The organism is Roseomonas sp. F4, assembly GCF_053891155.1.
In genome coordinates, this window is the sequence record NZ_JBSSHK010000003.1 from 349,796 (window position 1) to 363,456 (window position 13,661).

Annotated in this window: 14 protein-coding genes; 6 read left to right on the plus strand and 8 right to left on the minus strand. The window is 69.2% G+C overall.

All coding sequences use genetic code 11. The features are described from left to right. Positions 1-62: 62 nt before the first annotated feature. Positions 63-782 carry a hypothetical protein gene (locus tag ACVFYP_RS13910; protein ID WP_499200785.1) on the plus strand — a complete coding sequence of 240 codons (720 nt, stop codon included), beginning with the start codon at positions 63-65 and terminating at the stop codon, positions 780-782. Between the two features lie 30 nt (positions 783-812). Here the strand turns inward: ACVFYP_RS13910 and ACVFYP_RS13915 are convergent, their stop codons facing one another. The 4 genes from ACVFYP_RS13915 to metX all read right to left on the minus strand — a co-directional run bounded on the left by ACVFYP_RS13915 (position 813) and on the right by metX (position 4,921). Next, positions 813-1,781: a Bug family tripartite tricarboxylate transporter substrate binding protein gene (locus ACVFYP_RS13915; protein ID WP_499200786.1), complete on the minus strand. Its 969-nt coding sequence runs from the start codon at positions 1,779-1,781 to the stop codon at positions 813-815. Positions 1,782-1,797: 16 nt separating this feature from the next. Next, the gene (locus tag ACVFYP_RS13920) at positions 1,798-2,325 is read right to left on the minus strand and encodes a 3-isopropylmalate dehydratase small subunit (protein ID WP_499200787.1); all 528 of its coding nucleotides are present in this window, start codon (positions 2,323-2,325) and stop codon (positions 1,798-1,800) included. Continuing rightward, on the minus strand, positions 2,322-3,662 hold the full coding sequence (locus tag ACVFYP_RS13925) for a 3-isopropylmalate dehydratase large subunit (protein WP_499200788.1): 1,341 nt from the start codon (positions 3,660-3,662) through the stop codon (positions 2,322-2,324). Before ACVFYP_RS13925 ends, ACVFYP_RS13920 begins: the two co-directional genes overlap by 4 nt. Before the next feature lie 98 nt (positions 3,663-3,760). After that, positions 3,761-4,921 carry a homoserine O-acetyltransferase MetX gene (gene metX, locus ACVFYP_RS13930; RefSeq protein WP_499200789.1) on the minus strand — a complete coding sequence of 387 codons (1,161 nt, stop codon included), beginning with the start codon at positions 4,919-4,921 and terminating at the stop codon, positions 3,761-3,763. Between the two features lie 132 nt (positions 4,922-5,053). Here metX and hisC point away from each other — a divergent pair, with 132 nt between their 5' ends. The 3 genes from hisC (at position 5,054) to ACVFYP_RS13945 (ending at position 8,432) form a co-directional block, all read left to right on the plus strand. Further along, positions 5,054-6,139: a histidinol-phosphate transaminase gene (gene hisC, locus ACVFYP_RS13935; RefSeq protein ID WP_499200790.1), complete on the plus strand. Its 1,086-nt coding sequence runs from the start codon at positions 5,054-5,056 to the stop codon at positions 6,137-6,139. After that, positions 6,132-7,019 (plus strand): prephenate/arogenate dehydrogenase family protein, encoded by an 888-nt coding sequence (locus tag ACVFYP_RS13940; protein WP_499200791.1) that lies wholly within the window; start codon positions 6,132-6,134, stop codon positions 7,017-7,019. Before hisC ends, ACVFYP_RS13940 begins: the two co-directional genes overlap by 8 nt. Positions 7,020-7,151: 132 nt before the next feature. Then, entirely contained in the window at positions 7,152-8,432 is a 1,281-nt protein-coding gene (locus tag ACVFYP_RS13945) for a DEAD/DEAH box helicase (RefSeq protein ID WP_499201274.1), read from the plus strand. A 62-nt stretch (positions 8,433-8,494) separates the two neighbouring features. Here the strand turns inward: ACVFYP_RS13945 and ACVFYP_RS13950 are convergent, their stop codons facing one another. From ACVFYP_RS13950 to ACVFYP_RS13965, 4 genes are all read right to left on the minus strand, one after another. Then, on the minus strand, positions 8,495-8,950 hold the full coding sequence (locus ACVFYP_RS13950; protein WP_499200792.1) for a DUF6691 family protein: 456 nt from the start codon (positions 8,948-8,950) through the stop codon (positions 8,495-8,497). An 8-nt stretch (positions 8,951-8,958) separates the two neighbouring features. Then, on the minus strand, positions 8,959-9,387 hold the full coding sequence (locus ACVFYP_RS13955) for a YeeE/YedE family protein (protein WP_499200793.1): 429 nt from the start codon (positions 9,385-9,387) through the stop codon (positions 8,959-8,961). Position 9,388: 1 nt separating this feature from the next. Then, on the minus strand, positions 9,389-9,607 hold the full coding sequence (locus tag ACVFYP_RS13960; protein ID WP_499200794.1) for a YgaP family membrane protein: 219 nt from the start codon (positions 9,605-9,607) through the stop codon (positions 9,389-9,391). Positions 9,608-9,747: 140 nt separating this feature from the next. Next, positions 9,748-10,539 (minus strand): GntR family transcriptional regulator, encoded by a 792-nt coding sequence (locus tag ACVFYP_RS13965; RefSeq protein ID WP_499200795.1) that lies wholly within the window; start codon positions 10,537-10,539, stop codon positions 9,748-9,750. Positions 10,540-10,726: 187 nt separating this feature from the next. On the opposite strand from ACVFYP_RS13965, the gene ACVFYP_RS13970 reads away from it, so the two are divergent. Both ACVFYP_RS13970 and ACVFYP_RS13975 read left to right on the plus strand, forming a co-directional pair. Continuing rightward, entirely contained in the window at positions 10,727-12,040 is a 1,314-nt protein-coding gene (locus ACVFYP_RS13970) for an aspartate aminotransferase family protein (RefSeq protein WP_499200796.1), read from the plus strand. Between the two features lie 27 nt (positions 12,041-12,067). Continuing rightward, positions 12,068-13,657 (plus strand): ABC transporter substrate-binding protein, encoded by a 1,590-nt coding sequence (locus tag ACVFYP_RS13975; protein ID WP_499200797.1) that lies wholly within the window; start codon positions 12,068-12,070, stop codon positions 13,655-13,657. Positions 13,658-13,661: the final 4 nt, after the last annotated feature.

Consider the following 13,661-nt stretch of genomic DNA (forward strand, 5'->3'; position numbering starts at 1 on the left):
GCAGGGGACCGGATCATGCTTCCCGAAACCGCATCAGGCGGTGAGCGGGAGAGGCCAGGGTCATGCCCTATGGGCTGCTGGGAAAGTCCGCGGTGGTGTTGCCGCCAGGGTCCACGGGCCTTTGCCTGACGCTGGTCTTCGATTGGCTGAAGCTGTTGGTGGCAGAAGCCGCCACGCCCGCCGGCATCGCCATCAACGCGACGCGCTGCACCGCCCGGATGACGGAAATCGCCAGTCATTCGGGCTTGGCGACACGCCATGCGCGTAACCGCACCTGTGTGCAACTCTGCGCCCTGGATGACGTGATTTCCTCCGCCACCGTCTACAGCGCCTTCTTCACCGACCAGTCGCTCAACCAGGGTCAGGGCCGCTTCTTTCCGACCAGTCCCAGATGGAAGGACTGGGTCAATGCCGCCGATCCGGATACGCGGATCAGGGCCGCCCCGGCGGCGGAGGCCAATCCCGCCTATTTCCTGTTCATCACCCGCCAGGGCATGTCGCTGCGCGCCGGGCGCATCATGGCGCCCGATGGCAGCATGATCCATGCGCTGGGGGTGTTGTACTTCGCCAAGCAGGGGGTCGTCCTGCTCTACGATCCCAACCATGGCGAATTCATCATGAAGACCGACTGCGCCGATTTCTGGACCAAGTTCAGGACCGACTATGGCAGCAAGCCGCGGGCGGATTTCATGATGTTCCGGTACCGGCCGGACCGGGTGCTGTACGGCACGGTGGCGGAGTTGGCGGCGGCGGGCCAGATCACCCCCTTCGTCCGGCCCTGAGCGCGCGCCCAGGGCCGTAGAAAGCGGGCGCTATTCGAGCTTCACATTGCCCAGCCGCACGGCGCGCCGGTAGATGTCCAGCTCCTCCCGCACCACGGCGCCATAGCGTGCCGGCGTGATCTCCGCCGGGATCTCCGCGCCCAGGCTCATCAGGCGCTGGCGCACGGTGGCATCCGACAGGGCGGTGGCGAGCGCGGCGCGCAGCTTCTCCACCACCTCAGCCGGTGTGCCGGCGGGGGCGAGAAAGCCGAGCGTGGTGCTCAACTCCGCCTCCACCATCCCGGCCTCGCGCAGCGTCTGCACATCCGGGATCAAGGGGGAACGGGTGGCGGAGGCAATGCCCAGGATGCGCGCGCGGCCATCGGCATGCAGCGGCAGGGCGCTCGACAACTGGTCGAACACCACCGGGATGGTGCCGGCGATCAGGTCGTTCAGCGCCGGGCCGGTGCCGCGATAGGGCACATGCACAAGCCCGGCATCCGTGCCGGCGTTGAACAATTCGATGGCCAGATGCGCACCGGAACCGATGCCGGCGGTGCCCGCCGAAAGGCCGCCGCGCGTCGCCTTGGACTGCGCGACGAAATCGGCGAGCGTGCGCGCGGTCATGTCCTTCGAGACCATCATCACGATCGGCACGCGATAGGCCATGCCGATCGGCGCGAAATCCCGCAGCGGATCATAGGGCAGACGCTCCATCGCCACAGGGAAGATGGAGACGGGGGCGGTGCCGGTGATCAGGATGGTATGGCCATCCGGCCGCGCGCGGGCCACGGCCTCCGTCCCCACGATCCCGCCGGCGCCGGCGCGGTTGTCCACCACCACCTGCTGGCCGAGCGCCTGGCTCATCGCCGGCGTCAGCAGCCGCGCGGTGAAGTCCACATTGCCGCCGGGCGGATAGGCGACGACGAGGCGCACCGGCCGGTCGGGAAAGGTCTGTGCGAGGGCGGGCGTGGCCAGCAGGGCGGCGCCGGCCAGGATCGTGCTGCGACGGGTGAGCATCTTCGTTCGACCTCCCTCAAACCTGCGCCGCGCGGCGCGCGGCGAATTCGCGTTCCAGAAGCGGGATCGAGCCGCCCGCCTGCCATATCTGCACCATGCGCTCGGAAAACGGCCGCGCCGTTAATGCGCGCCCATCGGGCAGCGTCACCAGGCCCGTCGCGGGATCGGCGGAGATCACCTCGCCGTCCTCGACACTGGCATGGATGCCGGGGCAGATCATCACCGGCAGGCCGTGGTTCAGCGCGCGGCGCAGGAAGCCGGAATCGCAGGATTCCACCACCACCACGGCGATGCCGGAGGCGCGCATGGCGACACTGACCTCGACATGGTTGTGATGCGCGAAGTTGCGGCCACCGACCACGATATCGCCCTTGCGCACCTCGGCCGGGAATTCCGGGCGAAGCCGGCGGAAGCACATGGCGCGCAGCGCGTCCTCGTCGAATTCCTTGCCGAAACTGTCGCGGATGATGGCGAACTCGATGATGCCGTCATCGCCATGCACGTCGTCGCCGAATTTCCAGACGCGGCCGGTGGGGGCGGTCATGGCGCAGCCTCCGCCAGCATCGGCCGGGGATCGGTGATGCGACCGGCAATGGCCGAGGCCGCGACCACCGCGGGCCCCGCCAGGAAGACGCGGGAGGTGCGGTCGCCATTGCGGCCCTGATAGTTGAACTGCTGGGTGGAGATCAGCACCTCATTCGCGTTCAGCACGCCCTGATAGCCCCAGCAGGTGGTGCAGCCCGGGGCGAGGATGGTGGCGCCGGCTTCCGCCAGATCCCCCAGCAGCCCTTCCTTCGCCGCCTCCACATAGACGCCGCGGCTGCCGGGCGTGACGTAGAGCGTGACATGCGACGCGACCTTGCGGCCACGCAGCAGCCGCGCCGCCTCCCGCAGGTCGTCCAGCCGGCCGTTGGAGCAGAAGCCGATGGTGGCCTGGTCGATGCGCTGGCCTTCCGCCTGCGCCACCGGCACCGCGCCATGCGCATCCGGCGGCAGCGTGACCATCGGCGTGATGGCCGAGAGGTCGTAGGTCAGCTCCGTCATATAGACGGCGCCCGGATCGGCCCGCACCACCTGCCAGGGCCGGCCCGCATCCCGCGCGCGGACGTAATCCAGCACGCGGTCGTCGGGGGTCATGATCCCGGTATAGGCGCCGGAATGGAACAGCGAGGCGAGCAGCGTCTGCCAGTCGTCCAGGCTGAGCGTGGCGAGCCCCGGCCCATCGAATTCCACGCAGCATTGCAGCAGCCGGCCATCGCCGGCGCAGTCGCGCAGGATGGTCTGGATCACGTCCCGCGCCGTCACGCCAAAGCCCAGCTGCCCGGTCAGGGTGATGCGGGCGGAGGGGGGCACGGCGATCCAGTTGCCATCCTGGATGATGGCAACGATCACCTCCGTCGAGATCGGCAGGTTCAGCGCGCCCAGCGCGCCGATGGAGGCGATGTTGCCCTCATCCGAAAAAATCAGCGTGCCGGGCCGGGCGAAGCCGCGTTCCGTCAGCACCAGGTGACGCAGGCCGTTGCCGGGGCCGAAGAAATTCTCGATGCCCTGCTGCGCGCACCAGTCGCGCAGCGTGCGGTGCGTTTCGTGGTGGTGGGAGCCCATGGCGGCGGAGGTGGAGTGGTCGATCACCATCACCGCTTTGTCCGGGCGGGGAATGCGGTCGACGCCGATGCGCTCCAGATTGCGCTTATGGCCGGGCCAGAACAGCTCCTGGCAGGCGGTGTAGTCGGGGGTGACGGTGACGTATTCGCCGACCTCGACGTGATCCCGCCCGCAATGCGCGGCGATGATCTTCTGGGCGATCGTCTGGGGAGCCGTCACGCCCATCACGATGAGGCCCGCGGCGCCGCCAGGCCAGTAGTCCGGATCCGCATCCACCCTCCTCGCCGGTCTCTGCCGGAGATGTCAGTTGGGTTTATAGGTCAGACTTATGGCCGATGAACAGAGGGAGATGCGACGGAGGGGTGCCGCCGTTGTCAGACGCCCACCCGTTCCGCCGCCCCGCGCAGAAAGCCGCCAAGCGCCCGGTGGAAGACCGGTTCGTCCAGCAGGAACGCGTCATGGCCCTTGTCGGTGGCGATCTCGACGAAGGAGGTATTGGCCGCCGCCGCGTTCAGCGCACGGACCAGCGCCCGGGATTCCTCGGTCGGGAACAGCCAGTCGCTGCTGAAGGAGGCGACGAGGAAGCGGGTGCTGGTGCCACGGAAGGCCGCCGGCAGGTCGCCACCATGCTCCGAGGCCAGGTCGAAATAATCCATGGCGCGGGTGATGGTCAGGTAGCTGTTGGCGTCGAAGCGGTGGACGAAGGTGCTGCCCTGGTAGCGCAGGTAGCTTTCCACCTCGAACACATCCTCGAGGAAGGTCAGGGCGGAGGCGCCGCGCAGCCGGCGGCCGAACTTTCGGCCGAGTGCGGCCTCCGACAGATAGGTGATGTGGGCGACCATCCGGGCCACCGACAGGCCCTTGGCAGGGATGCGCCCATCCTCCCAGTAGCGGCCGCCCAGCCAGTCGGGGTCGCCATGGATGGCGGCGCGGCCGACCTCATGGAAGGCGATGTTCTGGGCGGAGTGATAGGCGGCGCAGGCGATGGGGGCGGCGGCCACCACCATCTCCGGATAGGTCGCGGCCCATTCCAGCACCTGCATCCCGCCCATCGACCCGCCAACCACGGCCAGCAGGCGCGGGATGCCGAGATGGTCCACCAGCAGCTTCTGGGCGCGGACCATGTCGCGGATGGTGATGGAGGGGAAATCGGTGCCGTAGGGCCGGCTGGCGCCAGGCGTCGGCTCCGTCTGGGACGGCATCAGCTCGGCGGGGCCGGAGGAGCCCATGCAGCCGCCCAGCACATTGGCGCAGATGACGAAGAAGCGGTCGGTATCCACCGGCTTGCCGGGTCCGACCACCGCCTCCCACCACCCCGGCTTGCCGGTGATGGGGTGGCGCTCGGCAACGTACTGGTCGCCGGTCAGCGCGTGGCAGACCAGGATGGCGTTGCTGCGCTGGGCGTTCAGCTTGCCATAGCTGCGATAGGCCACGGCCAGGGGCGCGATCACCGCCCCGGAATCCAGCGCCAGGCCTTCCGGGAAGATGGCGCGCTGGTGGTCGATCTGCGGCGTGCGGGCGAGGGCCTCGTTCATGGGTCCCGGGGGTGTTGCGCGGGGCAAGAGATAGGGCGGGTCTTCCCGGCGGGCAACCTTGGCCCCCTAAGCTTGGCGCGAGGCGATGTGGCGTCTATTCAGCCATACCTGTTTTCAGCCGGATCCCCCGCCATGACCGTCATGCCGCGCCCGTCCATCCTTTCGGTGGAACCCTATGTCGGTGGCGAATCGAAAGTGCCGGGGGTGAACCGGATCATCAAGCTCTCCTCCAATGAGGGCGCCTTCGGCCCGCCGCCCGGCGCCATCGCCGCCATCGCGGCCGGGGCGCGGGAGGCACATCGCTACCCCGATGGCGGCGCCGCGGCGCTGCGGGAGGCGATCGGCGCGCGCTTCGGCCTGGACCCGGCGCGGATCGTCTGCGGCAATGGATCGGACGAGCTGCTGGCCCTGCTGATCCTCGCCTATGGCGGGGAGGGGACGGAGCTGGTGATGTCCGCCCATGGCTTCATGATGTACGACATCACCGGCCGCTGGGCCGGCTGCCAGATCATCAAGGTGCCGGAGAAGAACCTGACGGCGGATGTGGACGGGCTGCTGGCGGCGGTCGGCCCGCGCACCCGGCTGATGTTCCTCGCCAATCCGAACAACCCAACCGGCAGCATCCTGGCCCAGTCCGAGGTGGATCGCCTGCGGCGCCAGCTGCGGGAGGATGTGCTGCTGGTGCTGGACAGCGCCTATGCGGAATATGTGAGGCGGCCGGATTACGACCCGGGCCAGCGCCTGGTGGATGCCAGCCCGAACACCGTGATGACCCGCACCTTCAGCAAGATCTACGGCCTGGGCGGCATGCGGCTGGGCTGGGCCTATGCGCCGCCGGCCATCGTGGATGTGCTGGCGCGGGTGCGCGGGCCGTTCAATGTGAATGCCTCCGCCATGGCGGCCGGCATCGCGGCGCTGGCGGAGCCGGGCTGGATCGAGGCCTCCGTCGCCCACAACACCGAATGGCGGGGCAAGGTGGCGGCGGCACTGGAAGCGGCCGGGCTGAAGGTCTGGCCGAGCGAGGGCAATTTCCTGCTGGTCGATTTCGGTGGGGCGGAGCGGGCGAAGGCGGCGGATGCGCATCTGCGCGGGCGCGGGCTGATCGTGCGCGCCATGGGCGGCTACGGCCTGCCGGCCTGCCTGCGCATCACCATCGGCAATGTCGAGGAATGCCAGATGGTGATCGAGGCGCTGACCGCGTTCAGCAAGAATGGCTGAGCCACTTTTTGACCGGCTCTGCCTGCTGGGCGTTGGCCTGATCGGCTCCTCCATCGCCCGCGTCGCGCAGCAGCGCGGCGACCTGGCCCGGACCGTGGTGGCCCATGCCAAGACTCCGGCGACGCTGGACCGGGTGCGGGAACTCGGCATCGCCGATGTGGTAGAGGCCGATGCCGCCAAGGCGGTGGAGGGTGCCGATTGCGTGGTGTTCTGCGTGCCGGTCGGCGCCAATGCGGCGGTGATGGCGCAGGTGGCGCCGCATCTGAAGCCGGGCGCCATCGTCACCGATGTCGGCTCCACCAAGATGAGCGTGCTGCGGGACCTCGGCCCGCTGCTGCCGCCGGGCGTGCATCTGGTGCCGGCGCATCCCATGGCGGGCACCGAATTCTCCGGCCCCGATGCCGGCTTCCCGGAGCTGTTCCAGGGCCGCTACACCATCCTGACCCCGCTGCCGGAAACCGACCCAGAGGCGGTCGAGAAGGTGCGGGAGCTGTGGCGCCGCTGCGGCAGCATGATCGAGACCATGGACCCGGCGACGCATGACAAGGTGGTGGCCATCGTCAGCCACCTGCCGCATCTGCTGGCCTTCACCATCTGCTCCACCGCCGATGACCTGGCGGAGGAGACGAAGGAGCAGGTGCTGAAATTCGCCGCCTCCGGCTTCCGGGATTTCACCCGCATCGCCGCCAGCGACCCCACCATGTGGCGCGACGTCTTCCTGAACAACCGGGAGGCGCTGCTGGAAATGCTTGCCCGCTTCACCGAAGACGCCCAGGCGCTGGGCCGCGCCGTGCGCTGGGGCGAGGCGGGGTTCATCGAGGACCGCATCCAGCGCGGCCGGAAGATCCGTAAGGGGCTGATCGACCGCAAGCAGGCGTAGGTGGGGCGCGCGGGGCAGCCCCCCGGCCTTCGGCGTTGACGCAGTGCAGCATCGCCCGTAAAGGCGCGCCTTCCCAACACGCGAAGCCTCAACCGGCGCAGCCTTTTCGAGCGCCGGAGGCGCCGCTTGACCATGTCCATGACCTTCGCCGACCTGTCCCTCGCGCCGCCGCTGCTGCGCGCGCTGGGCGAGGCAGGCTACGCCACCCCCACCCCGATCCAGGCCCAGTCGATCCCGCTGCTGCTGGAGGGCCGCGACCTGCTGGGCATGGCGCAGACCGGCACCGGCAAGACCGCCGCCTTCGCGCTGCCGCTGCTGCATCGCTTGGCCGCGACGCCGCGGCCCGCGCCGCAGGGTGGCGCCCGCGTCCTGGTGCTGGCGCCGACGCGCGAGCTGGTCTCCCAGATCGCGGACGGTTTTGCGAGTTTTGGGCGCCATCTGCCGCTCAGCGTGACCACGATCTTCGGCGGCGTCAGCCAGGTCCATCAGGTCAATGCGCTCAAGCCCGGTGTCGATATCATCGTCGCGGCGCCGGGGCGGCTGCTGGACCTGATGGAGCAGGGCCTGTGCGACCTGTCGCGGTTGGAGGCGCTGGTGCTGGATGAGGCGGACCAGATGCTCGACATGGGCTTCGCCAAGCCGATCGAACGCATCGTCGCGACGCTGCCGAAGGATCGGCACACGCTGCTGTTTTCCGCCACCATGCCCAAGACCATCGCCGCGCTGGCCGAGAGCCTGCTGCGCGATCCGCTGAAGGTCGAGATCGCCCCACCTTCGACCACCGTCGACCGGATCGAGCAATCGGTCATGTTCGTCGATGCGGCGGACAAGAAGGCGGCGCTGCTGGCGCTGCTGCGCGAGCCGGGGATGGGCCAGGCGGTGGTCTTCACCCTGCAGAAGAACATCGCCAACGAGGTCTGCGCCTTCATCACCGAGGCGGGCATCACTGCCGAGGCGCTGCACGGCAACAAATCCCAGGGCCAGCGGGAACGCGCGCTGGAGGCTTTTCGGGCCGCGAATGTGCAGGTGCTGGTGGCCACGGATATCGCCGCGCGCGGCATCGACGTCGATACCGTCACCCATGTCTTCAACCACGACCTGCCGAGCCTGCCGGAAAGCTATGTCCACCGCATCGGCCGTACCGGCCGCGCGGGCCGCAGCGGCTTCGCCATCACGCTCTGTGATGCCGAGCAGCGCGCCTGGCTGCGGGATGTGGAGCGGGAGATCGGCCGCCCCCTGACCGTGCAGGCGGATCACCCCTGGCATTCGGAAGCGGCGCGGCATTCGACCAAGCGCCCGCCCGTGCTGGGCGGCGGGCCGGTCAAGGAGGTCAAGCCGCAGGAAAAGCGCGAGCGCAAGGTCTGGACCGAGGAAGAGAAGCTGATGGCCCGGGCCGCGGCGAAGGCGGCCTGAGGGACGCCAGGCGTTGATGCCCCCTTCCGTGCAGGGGGGTGAGAAAGCGGGCGTCCCGTTCGTCAGCCGCGTGGGGTGGCTGGTGTAAACGTGGCTGGGCGGCTCGCGAGCCAGCGCGCGCCCACCATTCCGGCCAGCATGGCCGCGACGAAGATCAGCGCCGCGCTGCCGCCCGTGGTCAGCGCCGTAAAGGCCGGGCCGGGGCAGAAGCCGGCGAGCCCCCAGCCCAGGCCGAAGATGGCGGGGCCGACGACGATGCGCGCATCGATCCCGGTCGCCGGGGGCAGGTGGAATTTGCCGCCGAAGATCGGCTGCGGGCGCCGCAGCACCAGCTTGAAGCCGATGAAGGTGACGGCGATGGCGCCTGCCATCACGAAGGCGAGGCTCGGGTCCCAGCCGCCGGTCTGGATCGCGGCAAGGTCGAGGAAGTTCAGCACCTTCGCGGGGTCTGACATGCCGGCGATGACGAGGCCGAGGCCAAAGACCAGGCCGATGGCGAATTGCGCGAGGATGGACATGTTCAGCCTCACAGCAGGTGGCGGGTGAGGAAGACGGTCAACATGGCGGTCGCCATGAAGGTGAGCGTGGCGACCAGCGAGCGCAGGGACAGCCGCGACAGGCCACAGACGCCATGGCCGGAGGTGCAGCCATTGCCCCAGACCGCGCCGAAGCCGACCAGAAGACCCGCAAGGGCGAGCAGCGCGGGTCCCGCCTCGATGGTCGGCACCGGCGCCGCGCCCGTGGCGAGCAGGACGACCAGTGGCGCCATCACGATGCCAAGGATGAAGGCGATCCGTCCGGCAAGTTCACCATCGGCATAGGGCGGAAACAGCCGCACCGCGATGCCGCTGACGCCGGCGATACGACCCTGGGCGGCCATCAGCATCACCGCCGACGCGCCGATCAGCCCGCCGCCGAGAAGCGAGGCCACGGGGGTGAAGTCGGTGGCTGCCATGTCAGGCCTTGCCGGTCGCGCAGGTGCGGATGCCGAACAGCATATAGGCCGGGCAGATCCGGAACAGGGCAGTGCCGAACAGCACGGCGCCGACGGTCACCACGGCGAAGCGCCACGGGCCGAGCGGGGCGAACAGCCCCGGCAGCACGAAGGGCAGGACGAGCAGCGCGGCGCCCAGCACGAAACGGGCGGCACGATCCAGCGGACCGATTTTGACCATGGCGGGACCCTCCAGCGAACGGGTGTTCACTTTATATATTCGCATATTCTAATATGTCGAGATGAAAAGAGGCATCCGTGGTTGCGCTCCAGGCCCATGCCGGCGCCGAAGGCGGGATCAACGGGGCCGGTCAGGGCAGGTCAGGCCGGCCGTTTGGTCCTGCCGCGATGCTGTGACAGCGACACCGGCGCGGTGGAATCCGGGTCCCGTCCGGCCCTGCCGATCGCCGCCAGCCGCTCTGCCGCCGTATCGTCGCCTTCGAACCGCGCCGTGGACTGGATGAAGCGCGTCGCCTCCTCGATCTCGCGGCGCAGCAGCGCCGCGGCGGTCTCGCCGTCGCCGGCGCGCAATGCCTCCAGTATGGCCCCGTGGTGGTGGCGCAAGCCGCCGGCGGCTGCGACGAGCGCGCCCACGGAACGGAACAATGGCCCGCGTCGCAGCCACAGCGTCTCGATCAGGCCCAGCAGCAGCGGCGCGCGCGCGGCGCGGTAGATCCGGAACAGGAATTCGCGGTCGGCCGCCTGCGCCGCATCCGCATCCGCCCTGGCTGCGTCATGGGCCGCCACGAGCGTCGCCAACAGATCCCGATCCGCATCGGTCAGATGGGCCGCTGCCAGCCGCACCGCGAGCGGCTCCAGCTCCGCCCGCACCGCGCTCAGCTCGGCGAAGCCGGCCCGGGTCAGCCGCGGCACCACGGCGGTGCCGGATGGCAGCATGTCCAGCGCCTGTTCCGCGGCTAGGCGCCGCAGCGCCGTGCGCGCCGGCATGGCGCTGACGCCGAGCGAGGCCGCGACCCCGCGGATCGACAACCGGTCCCCCGGCAGGACGGCGCCGCTGACCAGCGCCTCCCGCAGGCGACGATAGGCCATCTCCTCCAGCGGCAGACCAAGCTCCTCCGACGACGCAAAAAATGCGATGGCACTTTCTGACATTATGTGATCACATTTCCATCGTTGCTGGCACAGCCGCCTGATCCTTGGGGCTCATCCTATTGATGTTGGCTGCAAGTCGCCAAGCCGCAAGTGCGTTTCCCGCAAGCCGTCGGAGACCGACCATGCCCCGTTGCGCCCCTTGCCGAAGTGTCCGCCATCCAGGTTTGGGCCACCAAGGCCTGGGCCGATGAGCGCGGCCGTTCAGCTCCGCAACAGCGACCTCGCCTCTGCTTTGGCGGAGGCGCGGGAGGAGTATGTCGCCGCGCATCCCGCCAGCCGCGCCCTGCATGAGCGGGCGCGCGAGGTCATGCCCGGCGGCAATTCCCGCACCGTGCTGATGTACGGGCCCTTCCCGACCGCCATGGAATCGGGCGAGGGCTGTCATCTGCGCGACATCGACGGCCGCGACTATCTGGACCTCTGCGGCGAATACACCGCCGGCCTGTTCGGCCATTCCGAACGGCGTATCCATGATGCGGTGCGCGACGCGCTCGGGCGCGGCCTCAACCTCGCCGCGGTGGGCGCGGCCGAGACCTCCCTGGCCGGCCTGATCTGCGGCCGCTTCCCCTCGGTCGATCTGGTTCGCTTCACCAATAGCGGCACGGAGGCGAATCTGATGGCGCTGACCGCCGCGCGCGCCTTCACTGGACGCGAGGCGGTGCTCGCCTTCCGGGGCGGCTACCATGGCGGCGTCCTGTTGTTTCCGCTGTCCGGCACCAACCCCGCCACCGTGCCCTTCCCCTTCGTGATGGCCGATTACAATGACACGGAGGGCGCGGTCGCGCTGATCCGCGCACATGCGGCGCGGTTGGCCGCCGTGATCGTCGAGCCGATGTTGGGCAGCGGCGGCTGCATCCCGGCCCGGCCCGATTTCCTTGCCGCACTCCGCGCCGCCACGACCGAGGCGGGCAGCGTGCTGATCTTCGACGAGGTGATGACCTCGCGCATGAGCGCCGGCGGCATGCAGGCGCGGCTCGGCATCACGCCGGACCTCACCACGCTCGGCAAGTACATGGCGGGGGGCATGTCCTTCGGCGCCTTCGGGGGCCGCGCCGACATCATGGGGCTGTTCGATGGCCAGATCGCCCATGCCGGCACCTTCAACAACAACGTGCTCTCCATGGCTGCCGGCAAGGTCGCGCTGGGCGACATCTTCACCGCCGAGGCGGCGGAGGCGCTGTTCGCGCGCGGCGAGGCGATGCGCGCGCGGCTGAACGGCATCCTGACGGGCTGCGGCACCGCGATGCATTTCTCCGGCATCGGCTCGATGGCCACGGCGCAGTTCCGCGCCGGTCCTATCGAGCGGCCCATGCCGCCGACCGCGGAGGAGGAGGCGCTCCGCGAACTGTTCTTCTTCGACATGCTCGCGGCCGGCATCTACCTCGCGCGGCGCGGCATGATCGCGCTGAGCCTGCCGGTGGGCGAGGCGGAAATCGACCGCCTGGCCGCGGCCGTGGCCGATTTCGCCGAGGCGCGCGCCGCGCTGCTGCCGCGCGCCTGAGCCCCTGCCATCCAAGGAGACCAGCCCATGGAGCGACGCCGTTTCATCGCCACATCCGCCGGACTGGTCGCAGCGGGCATCGCGCCCGCACGTGCCCAGCGCAACGACCCGCGCGTGCTGCGCTTCGTGCCGCAGGCCAATCTGACGGCGCTCGACCCTGTCTGGACGACGGCGGCCGTGACATCGGTGCATGGCTATACGGTGTTCGACACGCTGTACGGCACGGACGATGCCGACCGCATCCGCCCGCAGATGGCCGAGGGGCACAGCGTCTCCGATGACGGGCTGACCTGGACCATCCGCCTGCGCGAGGGGCTGCGCTGGCACGACGGCGAACCCGTGCTGGCGCGCGACTGCATCGCGAGCCTGCAACGTTGGAGCCGGCGCGACGTCTTCGGCCAGTCCCTCGCCGCCGCGGTGGGGGAATGGGGCACGACGGATGACCGCACGCTGCGCATCCGCCTGCGCAGTCCCTTCCCGATGCTGCTCTCCGCCATCGGCAAGACGGCCTCCAACATGCCGCTGATGATGCCGGAGCGGCTGGCGCGGACCGACCCCTTCCGTCAGGTGACGGAGATGGTGGGCTCCGGCCCCTATCGCTTCCTGAAGGACGAATACATCTCCGGCAGCCGGGTCGCCTATGCCAGGTTCGACGGCTACGTGCCGCGCCAGGAGCCCGCGGCGAACACCACGGGTGGCAAGGTGGCGCATTTCGAGCGCATCGAGTGGCACGTCATGCCGGACAGCGCCACAGCCGCGGCGGCGTTGCAGGCGGGCGAGGTGGATTGGTGGGATCAGGTGAACCCCGACCTCACGCCGCTGCTGCGGCGCAGCCGCAACCTGCGGGTCGCGGTGAACGATCCTGCCGGCTACATCGGCACGCTCCGCTTCAACCAGCTGCACGCGCCGTTCGACAAGGTGGCGGTGCGGCGCGCGATTCTCTACGCGGCGAAGCAGGATGACTATCTGCGCGCGATCACCGGCAACGATCCCGAGATCTTCACCGAATGCCATTCCATGTGGCCCTGCGGCACCCCCTATGGCCGCGAGACCAAGCCGGCCGAGCTGCGCGGCAATCCACCCGATCTCGAACGTGCCAAGCAGATGCTGCGCGATGGCGGCTACAACGGCGAGAAGGTCGTCATCATCAACCCGAGTGACCTGCCGAGCATCGCCCCCTTCGGCCTCGTCACCGCTGACCTGCTCAGCCGACTCGGCATGAATGTCGAGCTGGTGGAGACCGATTGGGGTTCCGTGGTGCAGCGCCGCGTCAGCAAGGAACCGATCGCACGCGGCGGCTGGTCCATCTTCCACACCTGGTGGCCAAGCCCCTCCATCCTCAACCCGGCGACCAGCCCGATCCTGCGCGGGCAGGGGGATCGCGGCTGGTTCGGCTGGTACGAGAATGCCCGGGTCGAGGAATTGGCGGCGCAGTGGCTGCAGGCGCCAACCGAGGCGGAGCAGGCGCGCATCGCCGAGGACATCCAGCAGGAATCCTTCCGCGAGGTGCCGGTGGTGCCGCTCGGCCGCTACTTCATCCGCACCGCCTACGATGCCAGGCTGACCGGCTTCCTGAAAAGTGCCTCCAGCTATCCCTGGAATGTCCGCTGGGCCTGATGCA